We start from the raw sequence: 21,721 nt of genomic DNA on the forward strand, positions 1-21,721 counted from the left end.
AGCGACGGTCCTGCTGACTGAGATTGTTATGTCTCGTTTTTCTTGAGCTGATTTTCAAGGCTCTTTAAATCACCCAGCACCCATACATCAGAGATTCGATCACCTTCAAAGGTAAATAAGGCGCACCCATTCCAAGTTACGCGTTTATGTGATGGTAAAAAGCCCATAAACTCATCTCTATGAAATCCGGTAAAGGACATCTTTGCAAAAACCTTGTTTCCCTCTTCTACGAGATCTTCAATAATGCATTTGTAATCACCCAGTGCTTTGTGAATCATATCGACATATTCAGCGAAACCTTTGTGACCTCGCTTTTCCTGCCCCAATGATCCCCTGAAGGAGAAGCTCTGATGCAGGATCGATGGCATTGCTTTCTTATCGTGGGCATCCCAAAGAACCTCATAAAATCTTCGAACTTGATTTTTGTGCACTACTCATCCTCAGAAACATAACGAAGCGGCGTGTAAGCTGTCGGGCGCCAAAGGCGCGTTGTCAATTGACTTGGTACGCCCAGCATGGGTGTGAACTAATGGGGTGAAAGTCCCCTGTAGGAAGATCACCGCTTAATGAGTTCCATTAAATGCTAACTATTAGCGAATGGCAACTGCAACACCGTGAGGTCTTGTGGGGAGGAAGCCGCTATCAAAATGTGAGCTGACGGACCGAAATATCCTATAAGGCTTAGCCTGGAGGGGAGGTGTCCAAGGGACCGAAGCCGGGTGATCTAACGGGTAGAGTCAATGATGCAGTTGTGTAGTGAAAGTTCATGTTCTTATCTGGGGAGATCTGTTTAGCTTACCGCTGTGAAGCTGTCAGCGTGGCCGCTGACTTATAAGTAGGTCCAACCCGCTAGCCACCATCGCGGGGATATAAAAAGGTGGTGGAATATAGCAGCGTCTTGATCACTGGTGGTCAGAATGATTATACAGAAGTAAGCCGATAGCATAGTAGCCTAATGCCAAGATTAATACCTTGGATAAGGTGAAGGCCTGAACCTAAAATCCATGGGTTAAAAGACAGGGTTAGCCTACCGATATGTTTCCAGTAGGATAAGTTGAGGTAGCGCACTGCCATGACGCTCAACTCAAATGAAGATTTGCTCGACACTATCGTTGGGTAGAGATTCATTACGGATAGGGAATTGCCCATTGGGGACCCGCATGATGGGTGGTGTGGGGGCTGGTAGCTAGAAACTACCGGCTACCCGATTTAGGTGCTTACGGCTTTGACATATATTCGGATATTTCTCGCTCTATACGCTTGAATTCGTTCACTGGCACTACATGACCGTATTGGCGATCAATTGGGTTAGTATCAGGCAACTCAAGATGAATGTCGATGAGGGCTAATTCTTGCATGCCGGTCATCTGTAGCTGAATCGAATTTTCCTCGATGATCCAAACCGCTACATTTTCTAGGTTGACGTTAAAGCCCTTGGATATGTGTAAGCCTTTCTTCATTTTATAATCCTTGTTTAAAATATATTGCTCCAGATTGCTCTGGCACCTAATGCTGGCAGCACGGGCCGGAGCCGCAAAGCGGCGGAGGTCCAGTAAATGCGTAGCATTTACGATCGTGCCTGCCCTTGGTACGCCCAGCCTGGGCATGGACTAATGGGATGAAATTCCCCTGTAGGGAGATCACCATTTAATGGATTCCATTAAATGCTAACTACTAACGAATGGCAACTGCAGCATCGCGAGGTCTTGCGGAGAGAAGCCGCTAGTAAAACTGCGAGCTGACGAACAGAAACATCTTATAAGGCTCAGCCTGGAGGCGGGGTGGCCAAGGATACCGAAGCCATGTGATCTAAAGGGTAGGGTAAATGATACAGTTGTGTAGTGAAAGTTCACGCCCTTATCTGGGGAGATCTGTTTAGCATGCTGCTGTGAAGCTGTCAGTGTGGCCGCTGACTCACAAATAGGCCCAATCCGCTAGCCACTATCGTAGGTTAAAAAATGTGGTTGAAAACAGTAGTGATCGTTGAGTAGAAATTCATTACAGATAGGGAGCTGCCCATTGTGGACCTGCACGATGGGTACTGTGGGGGCCGGTAGCTAGATACTACCGGCTACCCGATCCAGAGCCTTACTCTTGATCCCACTCTTCTGCATAGCCATTACTCACTAAGTAGCCATTCAGAGAGTGAAAAATATACTCCATCCACTGCTCGATTCCTTCTTTCTCCAGCAGAGGGAATCCAGAACCTTGATCATCAGCAGCAACGTCTATCATTCCCCAATAGAATTGAGAAAGAGCTAATGCCTGCTCTCGATTAGAAACTACGCATTTCTTAAGAATATCTAGTGCAGTTTCATTCTCCATCTTTTCAGCGTAGTGAATAAGGATCTCGCGTTCTTCTGGGTATTTATGTTCAATCATAGTGCGTCTTGAGCCTCTTTAATTACTGACATCTGATCAGCAACCCAAGTTAACTTACTTACCAAGTCTCAACCCTCATTCTTTTGGTTGCACAATCAGGTAGTGCTTCTTATCTGGAGAGGCCTATTTAACTCGCTGCTATGAAACAGTGTGTGGCCGCTGACTTTTAAGTAGGCCCAAACCGCTTTCCACTATCGCGGGGATAGAAAAAAGTGGTGGAACATAGCAGCGCTTTTGCCAGTAATGACCAGGGTGACTAAACGGAAGTCAGCCGATGGTATAGTAACCTAACGCCAAGAATATTACCTTGGACATGGTGAAAGCCTGGAGCCAAACTTCATGAGTTAAAAGACAGGGCTAGCCTACCAATATGTTTCCAGTCGGGTAAAGTTGCGGTAGCGTACTGTCATAACACTCAGTTCAACTGAAGATCTGCTCAAGACTATCATTGAATAGAAAATCAGTACGGATAGGGAGCCGCCTATTGCGGAGCCACACGAAGGGTGGTGTAGTGGCCGGTAGCTAGAAATTACCGGCTACCCGATTTAGAGTTCAGTTCTCCAGTTGGACTGAAGAAACTAAATCTTCATAACTAGGATAATTACAGTTATCGCTCCACTTATGTTTATACAACTCCGCAAGTGCTGTCGAAAGAGATAATAGTTGCATGGAATGCTCTCCACTGGCATCCACTTCCTCTTCTGTTGAAGAGGGGTTATCTATTATCAATTTCATTCGATATATTTCTGACTCAGTTAGCTCGATCATGAGTGACAAATGTGAAAGGCTTAGTTCCATAATTAATTCTCGAATACTATTTCTTTAGTAAGTTCATCTAAGAGTATACAAAACTTAGCGACTGGCATATCCCAATGAGGCCGGATTGAGTAATGTGTAGCCTCATAACTTCGATTATATGAATCCTTCGTTATAACTAGGCCATGAGGGATTACAATGTTTGGTGATAGCCTATAATAATCCCAACGAGAAACCGGTACCCCCAGCACATCAAATAATGAAACACCCCCTGAAGTACAGTCTACCCACCACTCACCATTGCTCCAGTATGTGTCTATATCAGGATTTCTAATTTTTCCGTTAGAAAGCCTAAAAGACTTTAGTATAGGATACAAAACAGGCGATCCTCGATCAGCTTTACGCTGCCCTCTCCACAAATTTACGTCTAAATTAAATTCGGAGTCAAAAAGTTCACCAAGTTCCCTCTTTTTAATAAAGAACTCTTCTTCCTTCTTGCTTTTTTTCATAAATTCACTCCATTGAATATTTGAAATTGTTTTTATTTTAACGCCTTAAGTATGGACACGCAGCGTGGGCACAAAGTGCCGAGACGGAGAACCAGCCGAAGCTGAACATGCCTTAACTTGGTACGCCTAGCATGAGTGTGAACTCATGTGGTTAAAGTCTCCTACAGGAAGATCACCATTTAATGGACCCTATTAAATGTTAACTATTAGCGAATGACAATTCAAACACCATGAGGTTTTGTGGAGGGCGGTAGCTAGGAACTACCTGCTATCCGATTTAGCTATACTTCTTCAAACTCCGACTCTCCGCCAGGTGTCGGTTTGAAGTCTATATTCACGTTGTCCGCAAAAGGCCATTTAATTGAAATTTGTTGTATAAAACTGCCGGCGTCACAAAAAGCGATTACACTTCCCTCAATACTCTTCTCCCAAGACACGCCGTTCCAGTTTGCGAAATCATAACATCCCGCTGCTGGTCCCATTTTAACCGCTACAAAATATAAACCTTCTAGTGAAGGGTTTCCGTCCTTCCATTCGATTTCTTGCATAAAACCCTCCTAAAATCTTGATCTAAACCTTTCTGCTTCTTCCGCTAATAATGTGGCTCAGCGCTTCATTCAGGCCTAACTGGACTGCAGTGAATAGAACAAACTTAAAGAGCTGATCGAGCTATGGCGGGAGCGATTAATGGATATCAGTTGGTTTGTGCGCTGCCTAAATGAATCTATTACTCGCCAAGCGAACGAAGAAGACCGCTGTACCGGCCGCTTCTGGGACGGCCGTTTCAAGTCTCAGGCGCTATTGGATGAAAGAGCTTTGGCGGCCTGCATGGCCTATGTCGATCTCAATCCTATCCGTGCCGATACTGCAAAAACCCCAGAGGACTCCGATCACACGTCCATTCAGCAGCGTATTCGCGCTGTGATCTCAGGTGAGCAGCCTAAAGAGCTACTACCGTTTGTGGGCGGCGAGCGCCTTGATATGCCGAAAGGGTTGCCCTTTCAATTGGATCACTATTTGGCGTTAGTAGACTGGAGTGGCCGGCATTTAGACCCCAAAAAGCGCGGTGCCATTTCTCAAAAGACGCCGCCTATCTTTGAGCGGCTGGGAATCTCAGCAAAACACTGGCTCTATCTTAATCGGAACTTTGAAAGCCGCTTTAAAGGCCTGGTGGGATCAGCAGAGGCTGTACGGCAAGCCTGTATTCAGCTCAATAAACGCTGGGTACATGGCATAGGCGACTGCCGACGTTTCCTTTCCGCAATGCCCCACTAGTTCCCTTCCAACCTTTCGATACTATTCCTTCTGGTTTGTCCAAAATCACGCAATTTCTAAACCTAAAGCATAATTTTTCAGTATTTCACTTTGCCCTATACCTGATCAGGAGAAATGGCCGTCAAGGTGGAAGGCCTGTACTTTTTCCTGTGTCATATTTCAATCTGTGGGTGTCTTAGTGTTGCTGAATGGAAAGGAAAATGAGTAATTATTTTAGAATCGGATAAGCTGTGGTCTTGAACTATGTCTCTTCTATTTGAGTACCGCAGCGGCTCTCCTCTACTGACCTTTGCCAAAACCCGGCTTGAAACAGTGTTTGTCTCAAGCCGGGCAGGCGATATGTCGATAATCGAGTTGGGTTAGCCCGGTGTAATGGGCAGTAACCCCACATCTACCTCTTCGACGGAGGCGGTAAACCGCTCCTTAAAGGCTTCTATTCTGTCGTGGAGGGCAGGGTCAGTGCGCACATTCCAAAAAATGGGCTTTTTCAGCGTAAAGGTACCGCCGTCTTTCCAGTCGGTGCTGGTCCAGGTGCGCGTACACTTCACGCAGGCCACCACATGCTTGGCGGGAATTGAGTCGGTGGCAAACTCCTCGGCAAATAGTGGCCAGGTGACCAGAGACATCGCTTCTGTGCCGAAAACACCGGCGCGTTCATGGCTTAGCGCATGCCAGGCATCCATTTGTTGCTGCTCATAGGTGTTAAACCCTTTGTCCACATAAACACCATATATCCAACATTCTTTAACTCTGACATCGTTGGGAAACAGCGCAGCTGACTTCAAGTTGCTCGATACACAATTGGCGCTGCCCGAATGCATATCACCAGCCCTAGCATTGGGCCCCTCATCGACTTTAGATAAGTAGTACATATGAGCGGGATCTCCAGTGACTGGGTCCCGTTTTGCAGAAAAACCATTGTGCAAAAAGCCAAAAGGATTTTCGGTCGAAATGCCTCTATAGCCAAATACCTTCAGATCTGTTGCATCAACATGTGGCATAATAATTTCCCTTTCTTTGATATTTTCTATCGTCATCCGGATGACTGGTTTTACCTGATCGACGTTGCCTAGGACCTCTATAGCCACGCCTGTGCACTGGCACCTCTAATAAAACACAAGTGATTGGCGCAGAGCAAGCAAGCATATTTTAGACAAGCATTAAAATCGTGATGGTTTTACGATATTTGTTTTAGCGAATACAGGGATGTTTAAATACAAATTTGAATTATTATACGCAGCTGTCGTTCCCAGAGGACTAAGTATACAAGAATTCCTCCAAGTCTATAGATAGTAGTTAAAATTGACGCCATAGCTGCCTAGTTTGTAATCATCATTGGGTGTACTTCAATATAATCATATTCAAGGTCCCATCGTTTTTTATAATTTCTATGCGCCTGTTGATATGATCTGTAATAGAGCCGGGTGTATTTATATTGTAGATCAGATAAATCTTGCTTGCGCGGATCACTTTGGAAGTATTGAAAAAGCCAAATTATTTTTTATCGATATCATGCCGCTTCATGAGATAGAGTGTGCGTATTTTAGAATCAAAATAACCAAACCCACTTTCATGAGTTAGCATTTTTATTGCATTTCCCGCCGTTGTGTCTCGGTTTTGAATGATCGAGCCCCCATAAAATATCTAATATTCAGAAGCCAAATAACGCCCGCGTCATTTGCCGCAGCGAAGTGGAGGTCAAATGCACGCGTTTGTTATACAATGCCATTATCCTTAATGAAGGACCACCCACCTAGATTGTCATCCCAATGGGACAACCTTCCAAGGGGGTTACCCTCAACGCTATACATTCGTGTTTGCATTGGACCATTACTACTAAAAATCATGTAACCGGGCTTAAACACACCATAATCACAGTGCTCGTGTTTCAGTCTTATTTCATGTTCTTCGCCAAGCAACGAATATTTTTGCCCTGCGCACTCTACACATTTCCCCTTAGTGCGCCGCTTTGCGAGCCATCTACAATAATCTCTTAATAGAGAAAGTGCTTCTTGTTCGGACATAAAGCTATTGTCAAAGGGAAATTCAATTTTTTCGCCGGATTTAATAACTATAGAGAGATTTTCGAGAAATCGAAGAGAAGGAATTTCCTCTACCCAAGATGGCTTGTTACAACTGAAGCACCATGCTGGAGTTAATAACATGCTTAATATATCGGAGTCCTTAACGGCTTTCTGACACGTATCATCTGTAAGCAAATAGGCCCTATCCTCTGAAGGGAAATAATGCCTTTCACTACATTCTGTACATTCAAGAAACCTTGGGTTCATGCTCGGAGCTCATTCATGTATTTCGCCTTGCTAAACGGCAGTCGAAACGTAGTGTAGGCTGTCCGGTGGAGGGCGCGTTTTTTGCGCCCGGAACGAATTTGAGCAACTTGTTACATGTTTTTACCGGCATAACCGCGAAGCTTTTCCAGCTCAGGTTTGACTTGGGTTCCCTCAGCATTGAAATAAGCCCAAGATCCATTTGGCATGGTTACAAACAGGTTGTCCTTTAAAAAAAATACGTATTCCATACCGGTTAGCAAGCCAAGCATACAATTTCCTGGAGAAAAGGGAATTTCTTTTACCAAGCCCGTTTTGGGATTATCACCCTTGAAAGATTCGACAAGCTGATACGTAGCATTTACAACCTCATGCGAATCTCCATCATGATTCTCCGCCACTAATTTGGTGGCAATTATCTTTGCCCGAAATACTCGCTCTGCACGATCGAAAGTTTCTTGTTCATTTGAACGAGAAAATGAACACGCATTAGCCTCTTGATATAGGAGGAAAAAAGCTACCAGAAAAGTGAAATATTTAGTCATAGTGATTATATCTAACGCCGCTAGCAAGGGCAGCCGAAGCAACGCGTAGGCTGTCCAGCCCAGCCCAGCCCAGCCCAGCCCAGCCCAGCCCAGCCCAGCCCAGCCCAGCCCCAGAGGGGTTGGGCGAGCTTGACTAGCCTGGTTATGGCTGGCGCGTACTGAACCACCTACTTGCTCTCTACCAGCCAACTTTGGCTGGTCACTACCCGATAAATTGAAAGGGAAAAATACCATACTTTCCCAACCGGTTAACTATCTGATTGGCACTCCATGATGGCGTAGCTAGCTTGCAGGGCTTGCTGACTTAAAACGATGGCACTGGAGCGAAACTGCGGTACCAAATTGCAGGAAAACTCTCAGAAAAAAGTACTCAGGTAGATATTGATGTTTGCAGCAGCTACAGAACATCTAAAAATCGACTGCCACAATAACGTTGCTAGCAAGGGCAGCCGAAGCGGAGCGTAGGCTGTCCCGTGAAGGGCCAAAGGCCCGCAGCAAGCTGTTTGCACTAGTTAAGCATTTGCTAACACCCCAGCTAACCAAAAAATAGTGATGTACATTAAAGCGGTAAAGCTGATTATAAATATAACTTGCAAAATTGATAGTTTGGAGTGGATACCAAAATCAATGAGTTCATAAAGTTTTTTTGGGAAGTACTTTTTTATACTCAGTATAACCATAATTACTGCTATACCTACATAAAGCAACACGATACCCCAAAATCTCTCTGGTTCAACATCAATACTGATTGTTTCTGAGAGCCCAGCTCGTTTATAACCAATTACTTTGCCGCTCACAACAGCAAACACGCAGTAAGCTAACGTGAAAATGGCAAGCAGTAGATGAATTAATCCAACTTTCCGCTGCATTGCTGCTCCATACTTTAGGTGCTTAACGCCTTACTAAGCGGCGAAAAATAGTTGGCTAAAATTGCTAGGAACGAGCACTAGCCAACTGTTTAGCGTCCGTTTGAGTAACTTGTTAGAAGTTGTTTATAAATACTCTCGAAACCAACTAACTAGCTCTTTATTTGCTTGTTTTCTGTTTTTCATTAAACCATGATTATCGTCAGGATATAAAACAAGTTTGTGTGGAATATTGTTCTTTTTTAACGAAGCTGCTAAATCAATAGAATGATTAACTGATACACGTTTATCATTAGTGCCGTGTAGAAGTAAAATAGGAACATTTGGCGATAAATCAGCTGTCCAGTTTAATACTGAACGCTTTTCTAGTTCAGCTACTTTGTTTTTCTCATAATCAGGGATTCTGTGCTTGTATACTTTTTCCATTTCAGGTCGGTAAGTTAAGCCTTTTAATAAATCAGAATTACCTGCAATAGTTGCTATAGCTTTTATATTTTTTAATTTTTTCACGGCTAGATGAGTTTGCATCCCCCCTCGACTTGCACCGTACATTCCAATACGTTGATCATCAGCACCTTCAATACGTGGGATGTAATCTAATAATGCAGTGACATCATTCACATCACTTCCACCAAATTCATCGTAAGCAGAAGAATTCTTGGTGAACGTTCCACGATACTGACTACCGATAATAATAAAACCTTCGTTAGCAATAGGAAACAAGTTATGCATCATTGAGCCGAAAACAACACCGCCAAAGTTACCATTTCCACCGCGGTTATAAATTAATACAGGTAATCTACCTTTCGATGATTTGGGCTTTATCACATAGCCATTTACAATATTTCCATCGACAAGATATTTAAAAGTAGAACAAGATAGATTTCTCTGATAAAAATCGAACTTTTCCTTACCGAAACGCAAATCAAATCGAGATAAAGCTTGATTAAGCTTTTCTTCTGATTTTATTTTCCTTTTGAATTTTTTCTCCATGCCATTACGCCATGATGTGTAATCAGTGAAAATCCAAGTAAAGCAGCTTTGTTGATCTTTAATTCGTTCATCATTGATCAAATTGGATGCTTGGGTGCTAAAAGATGAAATAGCAATAGAGATAATTAATAGGTATTTGTTCACATGAACTCCATGTCGGTGATTGAAACTTCTAACGTTGCTAGCAACGGCAGCCGAAGCGGAGTGTAGGCTGTCCAGCCCGACCCCGAAGGGGTTGGGCGAGCTTAACTAGCCTGGTTATGGCTGGCGCGCTCGGGACTACCTATTGGCACTTTACCAGCCACGAAGTGGCGACAACATAAACTTGTTATGTGATACACAACAGAATTATAACTACCACCCAAAAAACCAGACCGATAAACGCAACTGCTAATGCTCCGAGATAAACTTCTTCATCTTTTTCTATGAGAGTGAATCCGTTTTGTTTACTGCGCCTACCTCCACCCTCTCTACTGAGGCTAATACTTTCTGGCTTCCATCTTCCTAAAGAGATTATTAGAGTTAATACAGCGCCAGTAGCATAGCTAATTCCCCAAAATATGACATCCAAGAACAAGCCAATTAACACAAACCCCAATAGATCTTCCATGCCTATATCTCAGCGGCCTGATTCACATGCCGCCCCGCAGCACAGGCCGGAGGTCCAGCACACGAAGTGTGCGATTGTGCCTGCGTTTGTTAAGTGACCCACATATTTTTACTAAATACGCCACCATACCTCATCACCAGATACACATAGCATTACGTCTTTAAATACACGTTTATCCGACATGCGCACCAATCGCAGTTTTAAATTATCAATTTCGACAAAGGTATCTTCTGATGCTTCAGAATCGAATTCTTCGGTTTCTATAAATCGCTGAGCTCTTTCAAAGAGATTACGGTATTCATCAAAAGCCGGAGTTGGAACCAACACACCTATGAACCAAGGCTGATCAAGGTCTGTTTGTGTTAAGTCGGCCAACTTTTCGTCTTCTTTGTATAGTTCCCAGATATTCATTTTTCACTTAACGCTTAAAGCACCTGTGACAAAACCAAAGCGAAGCGGTGGTTTTGATGTCGGGTGCCTTTACATGTTATGGCTTTTACTCGCCACATTTTATGCCCGATGATTCAGTAGTGTGTTTTCCGGTGTTTACATCAATCAATATATAACGGCCCGTGGAATCAGTAAATTCAAAAACCTCATTTTCAAATTGAAATGGTTCATCTTGCCAGCATATCCAGGGGCGCGGGCCATTTAAAACATCGGAGCCCACATCTTGAATTTTCTTTAGTTCTGACTCACTGAAGAAATTGAGCCCAGAGAACTCAAATGAAACTTTACCAGTAACAGAATAGATAACGAGATCATGACCCGCAAAAGGGTTTGCCCAGTCTAGCATGGTAACTAGCACTCCCTCATTGCTTAAGTAAGCTGATTGTGGGGAAACCTCATTTAGCAGGTGAAAAGTCCTTTTAAGTTCATAAGTATTACCATTAAGTTGATATATCTCAGCTTTAGCATAGGGCTTATATTTATCGTCTACAGGCCACGCAGGGATGATCCTCGACATGAACTCCGTGTTCTCACTGAAAACCCCATAGGTTTTGGGCGACTTATAAACAGTGGCCGCAGTGTTAATGGACAAGAAAAACAAAGCTATTAGAAAAATAGAAATCCGCTTACTCATACGATGCAGCCTTATAGCCATAACGCCTTGCGAATGGGCGAGCGGCGCGTAGCAGAGCGAGTCCAGCCCCGGTTGTTTTTCCGGGACGAACATTGCGCATCTTGTTATGCCTTTGCACACACAGCGACCTGGTTAATTTCAATGAGCTGGCCCTCATTGGTTTGAAAAAACAGCTTGTTACTTTTATAAACAGCCACAAGGTTAGAGCTAAAGACACCGTTACTAACAACGTTCTCAGGAATTGGCCAGCCTGAAAAATATTGAATGCCACTCTGGCTTTTTATAGTAACGCACTCTTGATACCAATTTACCTTATCTTCAGAGCCCGACTCAATTACCCATCTGAATTCCGTTTCGAATGGTGATACGACTACAATTTCGTGGGCAGACTCGTTTTTGACGATGCTATTAAAGGTTGCGGGACACCCTGAGAGTAAGATTGATATAAGTACTACGTAAAATATTCGATTCATAATTTATAAGGCATAACGCTGCGTTCAGGGCTACCAAAGCGGTGCACCGTTTTGTACAAAATATGAGCGAAGCGAACTACACAAAAAGGTGCACCGCTTTGGGAGTCCCACTGCAACGCCTTGTTAAGTTTTACTGGTACCACTTCACGCCCTTGGTTTTATTCTTGTGTTCAACTGAATACAGATGCTCAATGGTTCCCTTGTATTCACCATGTTGAAACACGAGACGAACGTAACTACGATCATCTGGTGATACCGGTAGTTGCAAATAAAGAATATCATTTGCGCTACCTAATACGAATACTTGGCCAAGATCAATATATGTTACCGGCTTAAAATCTATTTTTGGTATTTGGATTTCTTTGCCGCCTAGTTCAAAACTCACTCCCTCAAGTTTATAGTGAGCTCTGTGCGGGTAAGTCGATATCTCTACACTTGAAACCTCCAAGCTCACCTTATAACTCAGATCTCTAAATTCGCCAGACATACCAATATGTGTAATGGGGCGAGCCACATCCTCTACTGCATTAGTGGAAAAAGAAACCCAGAATATTAAAACTAAAAATCTACGCATAGTCTGATTAAAACTTAACGCCTAGCACACGGGCGGCCGAAGCAAAGCGTAGGCCGTCCAGCCCACATATTTTGTGGGCAATCGTGCTGCTTTTTGTTATGCATTAGCCTCTCCGCCAGTCTTTAATAGTTGCAATAAGTAGGGCTATGAAAATTACTAGAAAGAAAAAGGCAACACCATAGTCCACGGCACCATCTGCTTTTGCTCCTTTGGCCTCCCAATGTCCATAGGTTATAAGCTGGTATAGCATTGCAAAAGATATGAAGCCACTAGTAAATACAGCTAGTAACATATGCCGCAAATTGAAAAGCTTTTTCCCAAAAGCAAGCTCCCCCCATGAAGGAGTCTCGATTTTTCTATCGAGGCCTTTTCGACGCCATCGGCGGTCTTTGAGATTAGACATAGTTTTTATTCATAACGCCCGCACTGTGTTTTATACACATTATTTAAGTCCATTTAGAGCTTCTGCTGCCTCTATATAATGAAGTAGCTTGGTGTATCCCTGCCAAACGGTTTTAACCCCTGGCTCGCCATCCCCTTTACGCCCCAAAAAACCTCCTAAACCTGCCAACATACGGGTTATCTCCCTCATGCTTGGGGGTTCATTTGGTGGAGTAGTTTTATCTCGCATCATCCATATCATACGCCATTCTTTTTCAGAGTAGGCACTTGTACACGGTGCGTCAGGAACTCTTCGTGCATGCGTAGTTATCGAATGTAGCCGCCATCCAATAATCATATAGATCGCAATGCAGTTCAACATTCGCTGCTCTGTTCTAAAACGATTACTTTCTATCTGGCATCCGCCTTTCACCACCCGAAAATAGGTTTCAATTTCCCACCGGCTTCGATACCATTCAATGATGACCCTTGCCTGCTTAAAGTCTTCAACTGGAAGATCCGTCAACAACATCCACTCAATGCCTTTCTCACCCTCTGGTGGGGTTAATTCTTTAGCCAATACAGCATAGAGAGAAAGTGGTCGTTTAGATTTTCCTTTTCCTAGCAACCGTATCTCAGTAGTGGATACGTTGACCTTGGCTTTTCTTCCAGGCTCTCCATTCCGTTTGGGAATATCTACCGTGTATAGACCGACAGATTTCTGCTCATTCATATGATCCCAAAGCAAAACCGTTTCTTCTCCATCGAGCTCTAAAGTGCGATTGGCCTTAGCTCGAACGATATAGCTCGCCCGCCGCTGTTCACTTTGTTCTTCAGCCTGCTGAAACCACTCATGAATATCACCCTCTCTATCAGCAATACTCACAATTGTGCTTTCAGGGCACCGCTCTTGTATCTGACAAGCCGTTTCGTAATGGTCTAGCCAGCGTCGACTCTCCTTATCCTTTATCGACTTTGTGTAGCGGGAATTAGAACTTGATTCCTTATCTCTCTGCCACATACTACCTTCAACAACACCCAAATTAATTCTGGATGGTGTTATCGCGATGGAGGTGTGCAAGAGTTGTTGGTTGGTCTCCTTACGCCTAAGTGTTCCCATCTCTTTACTTTCTAGGTCAGTGGCAAAATTTAGAAAGGTAGTATCTTGTGGGATAAGAACAACAGGCTGCGCCTTGATTCTCTCAAGAGTTGCCGATTTATGGCCGCTCATAATAGAGTCAAAATTGACTTTATCATTTTCGATAAAGCGATAAGCTGCAAACGTTTCTGCCCAAGTTTTGTTTGCACAGGGAATACTATTCTTTGGATCGGAACTTAAACTACTAAGAATGTTGGACAGGCGCTTATTCAAGCGTGTATCACCCATAACCTGACTTTTTACTTCGTCCATGACCCAGTCCTGCATAATAATCCAATCAAATCTATAATTCTTACTAGGCCAAACTGTAACTTATTGATTTACATAATAAAACCGGAAAAACTTGTGTATAAAACTTAGCGCCCGCATTTGCGGCTGGTTTGGAGCGCAGCGGAAAACCAGTGATCTTGCCCCGATAAAACGGACACACTAATTTTCATACTGCTATTCGCTCATATTCCATTGGTGATTGATAGCCTAGAGCTGAATGCAGCCGCTTACGGTTGTAAAAATCATTAATATATCGAGCCAAAGCATATTTTAGATGGCTCATTGTCTGAAATCTAGTTTCTCTAATCAGTTCAGCTTTTAAGCTATGGAAGAACGACTCCATATGAGCATTGTCCGTACATTTATCCGCTCTACTCAAGCTATGCTGGCTTCCATATTTTCTCAACTCTTTTTGATACTCGGACCCTCTGTACTCTACACCTCTATCCGTGTGTAATATTAATCCCGGTTGTGATCCTCTTTTCCTTACAGCATTCATCAGGGTTCTTCGGGTTAATTCTGTTGTTCTCTTTGTATCTAAACTCCAACCGATTACTCGGCGAGAGTACAAATCCATCACCACTGACAAGTACTGCCATTGATCCTTAACCTTAAGGTAGGTTACGTCAGCGACCCAAACTTGGTTCTTGCTTTTAGGCACAGCTCCATCAGGTCTGAGATTCTCCCCAGAGGCTAGGAAACGCTTTATACCTGGTGCCCTACGTGTCACTCTCGTAATTCTGGCTACAACTCCTAATTCCTGCATCAGCCTGGCTACGCGCTTACGGCTAACTTCATATCCCTTGGTCAGCAGGGCTTTCCAAATTCTTGGGCTACCATATCGCCCTGCAGAGTCCTCTGAAATCTTTTGAATCTGAACCTTCAGATGATCATCTTGGTGTTTTCGATGCGATCACGGCCTCTTCAACCAGCCATAATAGCCACTACGTGATACTCCTAGCCACTGACAAGTTCTTTTGATACCTAGTTCTGATCCGAACCTCTGGATGAATCGATATCTTGCTGATGTTCCTCCGCAAGAAACCGTTGCCACTTTTTTAGCAAATCAAGCTCCTGCTTCAATTTACGATTCTCCGCCTCTAAACGCTTTACCCTAGAAAGTTCCTTTTCTGTTTTAGAGACTACACCAGTAAGCTTTCTTGGTTTATTTGCCACAATCTTCCCTTCCTGAAACTCTTTTCGCCATCGTGACAGCATGAAAGGGTGAATGTCGAGAGTTTCGGCCACTTCTTTAACTTGAATATCCTCTATCAAGCTAAGCATTACCGCTTTCACTTTGAATTCGTTTGAATACTGCCAAGTCTTTCTAGGTTTTTTGTATTTCGGCATAAGACGCCTCGTCTGTTTGACTTTGGTGTCCGTTAAAACGGGGCAAGATCACCAGTCCGACAACATGTGCTTGTTAGTTGCTTTACTTACATTCTGGCTCCTGATGGATTTCCCTTAGCTCTTGTAGCTCTCCAATTTCAGAATAAAGCACGACTTCGCCGCCCTCTTGCCTTATATGGGTTAATTTATAATATCGAACCTCATATATTTCTTCATTTATCTGATGCATGGACTCCATAAGAAAGTCGTTTTCCTCGAATTGTGACCCGAATGTTTTCAATTCTTCTCTGAACGTGCCAACAGTTTTTTCTCGGAGGTGTGGCTCTCGTTTTCCGAGTACAACGCCAAGAATATTTTCTAGCACCTGACCTACCACGTATATTCTCGATCTTAAGTCAGCACTCGGGGCAACACAGATCATCTGTACATTTTCGTCAGCGAATCTTAGCTCATCCAATATATTTTTAATCTTCATAGCACGATACTATCTTGGGCAACTAACGCCTGCAGCACGGGCCGGAGCCGCAACGCGGCGGAGGTCCAGCAAATGCTTGCATTTGTGATCGTGCCTGCTCTTGTTAACTTTTTGGTGCACGATAGACCTTTCCACTCTCTAGAGCTACCGAGACAATCCCCTCAACTGTTTCGAGGCGCACATCGTAATTGGAAACATTTGTAATGGAACCCCATTGATAATGTGAAACTGTTGGCTCCAGCGATTCTAAATTGTGGAAGAGTTGCTTAAGAGTAATGGCATGTTGCAACTTACCATTTAAGTAGATGGATAACATTACTTGGTTAGGTGTTACTGATTTTGGAACAAGATTTAGCCCAGGGTAACCCACCACTACGTACTCACCACTTGGAGAAATATGAAAGGACCTGTGCCAGCCACTTATTTTGTATATTTCCTTAGTTTCGAAATTACCCTCCACGCTGTAGACCACAGTGTCTTTCGCAGGCTCCAAATAAGCACAATAAGTAACGAAGATGTTACATACCCTCTTTGCTTTGGGAACTGGCAAAGGGCTATCGGCATGAGAACCAAAACTCAGGAATATCAGTAAAATTGTGGCAGTGACTTTATTCATAGTGAAAGTTAACGCCGCCAGCAGGGGCCGAGAAAACAGAGCGAAGCGGCGGTTTTTTGGTCCCTCTGGCTGGCTTTGTTATGCATTTTTTACCAGCCCAACTTCGATTGCAAAGCTCTCCAACTTTTTATCAAGTTGATCTGGATCTTTGTAAAACTCTGTATCCAGGCTATCTAAGTCTGGCTCATCGCTGTGCTTTCTTATTGCAGCCCAGCGTTCAGCCTGGTCTTTAGGAATAGAGCCTGACCCGAGAAGCTCTTCTTTGGCTTTGCGCAACAGCTTTAGAGAGTTTGTTGCGCCCAAACGAACTAGCCCAAGCTCTGCGTAACGATAGGTCTCACCCGATGAATTATCGAAATATTGAACAAAGCCACCGTTATAGACTTCGCCTCCGAGAGTATTAACTGAGTAGTACAGCTTTTCATCTTCGCACAGAGCTGCAAAACCACCTTGTTGTTTATAGACTTTATCGACAAGCACCCTCCACAGTGCATGGAAGGGGCAGGTTTTATCTAGCTCTCGTTCCCTTTTGTAAAACTCTTTAGATTGTTCAATATTCTTACGAGTGCCATTTTTGCAAGGCATGCATAATCCACCAGTACGCTCAGCAGTACTTGGTAATACTGCTTCTCCGCATTCGGCGCACGGTACTTTCTCACTCATCTCGATGCCTTGATTGCATAACGCCCGCCGCACAGGCGAGCAACTTGTTGCGAGTTCAAAGCGCGAAGCGCGTATTTGTGCCGGCGCTTGTTATAATTCCGGAGCCTCATGGATCTCGATGACCTGATAGGACGCTCCAAACTTGTTCCCCACAGGTAGTTCTTTTAGCGACACTTTAACAGAGTGGATGTCATTCTTCATAAGGGCGTGACGGCCATAGATGACATTAAACTGTTTCCGCGTCACACGCTCATCCACAGACGCAACTACTTCCATTTTGTATAAGTAGAATGTTGCCCAAGGATGGCAGCTCTCTTTATCGTCTTCATAGCAAATCTCGGATGACGTGATTTCTGTATCTTTTAGAAACTCAAGATCTCCAATGACGACGAGCTCCTCAGCTGAGGCAAAGCTAGTTAAGAGAAGGAAAAGTGCTACTGTCAATATCTTCATTAGGAGTTATAACGCCCGCAACAGGGGCGACCAATGCTATGCACATTTTGTGCGATACTGGGAGCACAGCGACCCGCACAAAATGTGTATAGCGTTGGGCGTCCCGCGGAGGCCCGAAGGGCCGCAGCAAACTGCTTGCGCTTGTTAAGTTCACTCCTCTCTAGTACGAACCCACTGAGACTTCATTGATGTTCTTGTGGCGCTCCAGCCAGGAGGTAAATCTGCGATTGAATACAAAGTAGGATCAAGCGATGTGATCTCGCCCATACCCACAATCATTAGATCTTCTGATTTATTAGTGGTACCGCATGTGAACGCCCATGAATCATCATCCGCGTAGTGCACTATCATTAATACTGGGAGTGAATCCTTAACGACCTGCTTGGTCGTTATCGCGGCAACATTCTTTGCTTGATCAAATGGCCAATCCAATTTTTCTACTCCACTTGCGGACAACGAACAGCAAAGAATTGCCAGAAATGTAATTAATTGCTTTTTCATATCCGGAACTTAACGCAGAGTGAATGGGCAGCCATGTGGCGAAGCCACGCTTTTGGCCGTCCAGCCCACGAAGTGGGCGTGCATTGCACGTTTTGTTATGGCCTTACTCGATATACGGTTTGAAGTCATTTATACGTAAGACCTTATTTTTGGTTTTGCCAATATACAGTAGCTCTAGCGATGAGCTTAATAGTTGTGATTCTGAGGCGCACATGATGATGGATGGAACATCATACTCTAGGTAAAACTCACTGATAACTTGGGAGCCTTTGTATGTACGGAATACTGCCTGCTTTAGCTTATTGCCTTGATACTCTTTGGGATAGCCAAAAACTTCAAGAAACTTAACTCCTTTGCAGGTGACAATATGCTCGGTTGACGTGATGCTCATTTCGTGTGCTTTGAGGAATTCTTCATCAATAACAGTTTCATCCCAGTTCCGGGCGAATCCGTTAATTGGCATAGCTAGAAGTAAAATCAGTGTGCAGAGTACTTTCATCTCAGAAGCCATAACGCCCGCAGCTGCGGACGATTTGTAGCGACGACGGAGCGGAAAGGCGTTCCGACAGCCTGCGTTTGTGAAGCGATTTTACTCGGGTGACCATTCGTACTCCATTGCATTACCAAGTGGAATAAACGATGCGAATCCAGAGATTTCATAGACACCCTCTGTTTCAGCGGATTTAGCAAACACATAAAAAGCACTGTTAGGTATTTGAAATACACGAGAACAACTTGAACTTAGCTTGTTGTTTATTACCACCACCCCTGAAACATTACCTTTGTAGGACTTTATAACCGTGAATGTGGCCACTTGTTTTCGCCCATCTTGGATCATCTCTTCTGAATCGAGACGCCCAAAGAACATCACATCATATTCTTGGAGCATTCTATCAGAGTCCATGGCGGTTCTTTTGAACGGACTCATGATGCATGCGTGGCTGGCAGTAGAGAATGCCAATATTAATATGGTCAGTATGATGTGCTTCATTTTTCGCTTAACGCCCACAGCAGGGGCGGCTTACCTTGTGCGCGTTTTGCGCAAAACTGGGAGCGTAGCGACCTGCGCAAAAGGTGCACAAGGTAAGACGTCCCGCGGAGGCCCGAAGGGCCGGAGCATATTGCCTGTGTTTGTTAACTGCTACCTCACAAAGGCATATATACCCTTGAAGCTTGGGGCTGTTAAAACCTCTGACATACGAACTGACTCAGGGTCTGCTTGTAGCCTTGCCCGCAGTTTTCTTAGCTTTACAATTCCACGGATAGCCTGGATCAGAATTAGGCCCGAGAAAACGAGCAATATCGTATCGTAACCAATCCCACCAAGTATTGTGGAAGCGAGAGAACCAAGAAACAACACTCCCATCAGGGATGAAGTGATCCAGCAGCTCACTAAATTCCGCCCAATTTCTTCGTATATTTCCGACGCTGTATATTTTCTTCTCATAATTCTCTTTACCACAGCTAACGTCAAGGTAATGGGCAGCCTTGTGGCGAAGCCACGCTTAAGGCTGTCCAGCCGAAGGCGACATTGATCGCCTTGTTATATTTATGGGTAGGTCATACCCTCTCATTGTGTCCCAAACTAACTCTCCCTGGCACTCATAGTAAGAAAAATATACAGCGCTAATGCTTAGTGTTTCAATTTCAGATGGAGCTGCGTAAAAGTTTGCTTTGGAAAAACCTCTTTCGTTTTCTACGGCTAGCTCTGACGCTAGCTTAACCTTTCCTTGTTCTTTTTTATGCAGATTAATACTGCTCAAATCTCTTGAATTGTATTTTTGAGGCAAGGAAATAGACACATAATAAAGCTCGCCATCAAATTCACTTTTTATTGAGTAAGCGTCTATATCCATTTTATACCCATGCTCAGTACCTTCTACTCGGCTAGGGCATGGATTGGGCTCTTCGACAGCAAAACAGCTAACCGAGAGGAAGCTTAAAATCACGAGAAAAACTTTATTCATAAGTAAACATAACACTGCCAAAATGCGCAAATTTGGAAGCCAAAGACGGAAAAATCTTTAGCTATTGCTGGCCTTGTTAAACATTGCCTCAGAAAAACCATAGTTGTAATCATTTGTTAACATCTACAATTTGCTGGCCAACTATTTCATTGGTTTTTGCATTTTCTATCCAGAACCGTATAGGTTTACCAACACCTAAACCTTCATCCATTTCTTTACGAATGATATATGTCTCTTCTTTTTCAGCAAAAAATGACAACTTTGAAAAAGCATAAAGTGGAGTGACTTTAAATTTCACTTCTATCTCATGTTTACCAGGCTCAATGATTAGTGCTGTTGGATAATCAGTAAATAGCCCCATTCTGTAAAGAGACTTTCCATCTAGCCCGGTAATATTTATTCGTTGATCAAATCCTACTAGAACTTTGTTGTTGTATTCAGAATCTGTTTTTAGAAGCGCTTTACCTGTATGCGTAAGCGATATGTCTTTTGCTGGATCAACTTCACCAACAACAGTACAACCTGTAACCAGAATAAATACATATGTGACAAATAATACTCGTAACATGCTACATGCTTTCTCTTTTAAATATAACGCCCGCCTAGCGACCAGAGGTCCGACTGCAGGCGCTTGCCAAGTGCTTACTGCACATTATTTGACTGTAGATTTTTGATAACACGGTTAGCTAAGCCTTTTGTTATTGGATAATTGATACCTGGATTAGCTAACCAAAATATCATTTCATCCAATGTATCCTTGTACTGACTAAGAAGCCCAATGTCCTCTCGATGTTCGATCGCATTTGCCCATTCTCTGACTTTTTGATCACTTAATTCACCGGAGATAAAACGTTCCAGTACATTTTCCAGGTGAGATGGCTTTAAAGTTACCAAGTCAATTTCTGAATCCCAGCCGTATGACTTGAGATTTCTCAAAATATCATCTATTGGAGCTTTATACTCAACTAACTTTGTAGCTAGAATTTTACGCGATTCCATCATAAGCACTTAACGCCCGTATTTGCGGCTGGTTTGGAGCGCAGCGGAATACCAGTCCGACAACATGCGCTTGGTACGCCCAGCATGGGCGTGAATTAATGGGGTGAAAGTCCCCTGTAGGAGGATCACCGTTTAATGGATTGCATTAAATGCTAACTACTAGCGAATGGCAACTGCAATACCGCGAGGTCTTGTGGGGAGGAAGCCGCTAGCAAAGCTACGAGCTGACGGACAGAAACATCATATAAGGCTTAGCCTGGAGGCGAGGTGGCCAAGGACACCGAAGCCATGTGGTCTAACGGGTAGAGTAAATGATGCAGTTGTGTAGTGAAAGTTCACGTTCTTATCTGGGGAGATCTGTTCAACCTGCTGCTGTAAAGCTGTCAGCTTGGCCGCTGACTCATAAGTAGGCTCAGCCCGCTAGCCACCATCGCGGGAGTAAACAAAATTGGTGGAACACAGCAGCGCCTCGGTCAGTAATGGCCAAGGTGATTGAACAGAAGTCAGCCGACGGCATAGTAGCCTAGTGCCA

General features: G+C 43.8%; 27 protein-coding genes and 1 pseudogene. 1 reads left to right on the forward strand and 27 read right to left on the reverse strand.

The annotated features are described in order from the left end of the window. Positions 1–26: 26 nt before the first annotated feature. The 6 genes from ACJJIM_RS03115 to ACJJIM_RS03140 form a co-directional block, all read right to left on the reverse strand. Positions 27–431, reverse strand: a complete 405-nt coding sequence (locus ACJJIM_RS03115; protein WP_444912336.1) for an ester cyclase — start codon at positions 429–431, stop codon at positions 27–29. Between the two features lie 786 nt (positions 432–1,217). Then, on the reverse strand, positions 1,218–1,460 hold the full coding sequence (locus ACJJIM_RS03120) for a hypothetical protein (RefSeq protein WP_444912337.1): 243 nt from the start codon (positions 1,458–1,460) through the stop codon (positions 1,218–1,220). Positions 1,461–2,088: 628 nt separating this feature from the next. After that, complete coding sequence (locus tag ACJJIM_RS03125) at positions 2,089–2,382, reverse strand: hypothetical protein (protein ID WP_444912338.1); 294 nt, start codon at positions 2,380–2,382, stop codon at positions 2,089–2,091. A 552-nt stretch (positions 2,383–2,934) separates the two neighbouring features. Beyond that, positions 2,935–3,180, reverse strand: coding sequence for a hypothetical protein (locus ACJJIM_RS03130; RefSeq protein WP_444912339.1), 246 nt, complete (start codon positions 3,178–3,180; stop codon positions 2,935–2,937). 2 nt (positions 3,181–3,182) lie between these two features. Beyond that, positions 3,183–3,647 carry a Tse2 family ADP-ribosyltransferase toxin gene (locus ACJJIM_RS03135; RefSeq protein ID WP_444912340.1) on the reverse strand — a complete coding sequence of 155 codons (465 nt, stop codon included), beginning with the start codon at positions 3,645–3,647 and terminating at the stop codon, positions 3,183–3,185. 281 nt (positions 3,648–3,928) lie between these two features. Continuing rightward, complete coding sequence (locus ACJJIM_RS03140) at positions 3,929–4,195, reverse strand: hypothetical protein (protein ID WP_444912341.1); 267 nt, start codon at positions 4,193–4,195, stop codon at positions 3,929–3,931. Positions 4,196–4,334: 139 nt separating this feature from the next. Between ACJJIM_RS03140 and ACJJIM_RS03145 the strand changes: the two genes are divergently transcribed. After that, on the forward strand, positions 4,335–4,922 hold the full coding sequence (locus ACJJIM_RS03145) for a hypothetical protein (RefSeq protein WP_444912342.1): 588 nt from the start codon (positions 4,335–4,337) through the stop codon (positions 4,920–4,922). Positions 4,923–5,281: 359 nt separating this feature from the next. Here ACJJIM_RS03145 and ACJJIM_RS03150 read toward each other — a convergent pair whose 3' ends face one another. The 21 genes and pseudogenes from ACJJIM_RS03150 to ACJJIM_RS03250 form a co-directional block, all read right to left on the reverse strand. Next, entirely contained in the window at positions 5,282–5,923 is a 642-nt protein-coding gene (locus tag ACJJIM_RS03150) for a hypothetical protein (RefSeq protein ID WP_444912343.1), read from the reverse strand. Between the two features lie 1,400 nt (positions 5,924–7,323). Continuing rightward, entirely contained in the window at positions 7,324–7,989 is a 666-nt protein-coding gene (locus ACJJIM_RS03155; RefSeq protein ID WP_444912344.1) for a hypothetical protein, read from the reverse strand. Between the two features lie 278 nt (positions 7,990–8,267). Further along, positions 8,268–8,624: a hypothetical protein gene (locus ACJJIM_RS03160; RefSeq protein ID WP_413662306.1), complete on the reverse strand. Its 357-nt coding sequence runs from the start codon at positions 8,622–8,624 to the stop codon at positions 8,268–8,270. A 123-nt stretch (positions 8,625–8,747) separates the two neighbouring features. After that, positions 8,748–9,758: an alpha/beta hydrolase family protein gene (locus tag ACJJIM_RS03165; RefSeq protein ID WP_413662307.1), complete on the reverse strand. Its 1,011-nt coding sequence runs from the start codon at positions 9,756–9,758 to the stop codon at positions 8,748–8,750. Between the two features lie 184 nt (positions 9,759–9,942). Next, a complete protein-coding gene (locus ACJJIM_RS03170; RefSeq protein WP_413662308.1) occupies positions 9,943–10,224 on the reverse strand; it encodes a hypothetical protein in 282 nt (93 codons plus the stop codon). Between the two features lie 111 nt (positions 10,225–10,335). Beyond that, positions 10,336–10,635, reverse strand: a complete 300-nt coding sequence (locus tag ACJJIM_RS03175; RefSeq protein WP_444912345.1) for a hypothetical protein — start codon at positions 10,633–10,635, stop codon at positions 10,336–10,338. An 85-nt stretch (positions 10,636–10,720) separates the two neighbouring features. Beyond that, positions 10,721–11,401: a hypothetical protein gene (locus tag ACJJIM_RS03180; protein ID WP_444912346.1), complete on the reverse strand. Its 681-nt coding sequence runs from the start codon at positions 11,399–11,401 to the stop codon at positions 10,721–10,723. Positions 11,402–11,911: 510 nt separating this feature from the next. Next, complete coding sequence (locus ACJJIM_RS03185) at positions 11,912–12,295, reverse strand: hypothetical protein (protein WP_444912347.1); 384 nt, start codon at positions 12,293–12,295, stop codon at positions 11,912–11,914. Positions 12,296–12,458: 163 nt separating this feature from the next. Then, on the reverse strand, positions 12,459–12,758 hold the full coding sequence (locus tag ACJJIM_RS03190) for a hypothetical protein (protein ID WP_444912348.1): 300 nt from the start codon (positions 12,756–12,758) through the stop codon (positions 12,459–12,461). A gap of 39 nt (positions 12,759–12,797) precedes the next feature. Beyond that, positions 12,798–14,147: an IS4 family transposase gene (locus tag ACJJIM_RS03195; protein WP_444912349.1), complete on the reverse strand. Its 1,350-nt coding sequence runs from the start codon at positions 14,145–14,147 to the stop codon at positions 12,798–12,800. A 184-nt stretch (positions 14,148–14,331) separates the two neighbouring features. Further along, positions 14,332–15,515 (reverse strand): annotated as a pseudogene (locus tag ACJJIM_RS03200) (IS3 family transposase). An 82-nt stretch (positions 15,516–15,597) separates the two neighbouring features. After that, the gene (locus ACJJIM_RS03205; RefSeq protein ID WP_444912350.1) at positions 15,598–15,990 is read right to left on the reverse strand and encodes a hypothetical protein; all 393 of its coding nucleotides are present in this window, start codon (positions 15,988–15,990) and stop codon (positions 15,598–15,600) included. Between the two features lie 103 nt (positions 15,991–16,093). Then, positions 16,094–16,606, reverse strand: a complete 513-nt coding sequence (locus ACJJIM_RS03210; RefSeq protein WP_444912351.1) for a hypothetical protein — start codon at positions 16,604–16,606, stop codon at positions 16,094–16,096. Between the two features lie 78 nt (positions 16,607–16,684). Next, positions 16,685–17,269, reverse strand: coding sequence for a DMP19 family protein (locus ACJJIM_RS03215; RefSeq protein WP_444912352.1), 585 nt, complete (start codon positions 17,267–17,269; stop codon positions 16,685–16,687). Positions 17,270–17,359: 90 nt separating this feature from the next. Then, positions 17,360–17,722 (reverse strand): hypothetical protein, encoded by a 363-nt coding sequence (locus tag ACJJIM_RS03220; protein WP_444912353.1) that lies wholly within the window; start codon positions 17,720–17,722, stop codon positions 17,360–17,362. Positions 17,723–17,872: 150 nt separating this feature from the next. Beyond that, complete coding sequence (locus ACJJIM_RS03225; protein WP_444912354.1) at positions 17,873–18,223, reverse strand: hypothetical protein; 351 nt, start codon at positions 18,221–18,223, stop codon at positions 17,873–17,875. A gap of 103 nt (positions 18,224–18,326) precedes the next feature. Further along, complete coding sequence (locus ACJJIM_RS03230; protein WP_444912355.1) at positions 18,327–18,734, reverse strand: hypothetical protein; 408 nt, start codon at positions 18,732–18,734, stop codon at positions 18,327–18,329. Between the two features lie 78 nt (positions 18,735–18,812). After that, positions 18,813–19,127: a hypothetical protein gene (locus ACJJIM_RS03235; protein WP_157533280.1), complete on the reverse strand. Its 315-nt coding sequence runs from the start codon at positions 19,125–19,127 to the stop codon at positions 18,813–18,815. Between the two features lie 601 nt (positions 19,128–19,728). Continuing rightward, positions 19,729–20,190: a hypothetical protein gene (locus ACJJIM_RS03240; protein WP_413662313.1), complete on the reverse strand. Its 462-nt coding sequence runs from the start codon at positions 20,188–20,190 to the stop codon at positions 19,729–19,731. A gap of 109 nt (positions 20,191–20,299) precedes the next feature. Next, positions 20,300–20,758: a hypothetical protein gene (locus ACJJIM_RS03245; protein ID WP_413662314.1), complete on the reverse strand. Its 459-nt coding sequence runs from the start codon at positions 20,756–20,758 to the stop codon at positions 20,300–20,302. A gap of 74 nt (positions 20,759–20,832) precedes the next feature. After that, on the reverse strand, positions 20,833–21,192 hold the full coding sequence (locus tag ACJJIM_RS03250; protein ID WP_413662315.1) for a hypothetical protein: 360 nt from the start codon (positions 21,190–21,192) through the stop codon (positions 20,833–20,835). Positions 21,193–21,721: the final 529 nt, after the last annotated feature.

Source organism: Microbulbifer maximicatervae (SeqCode) (genome assembly GCF_052467615.1).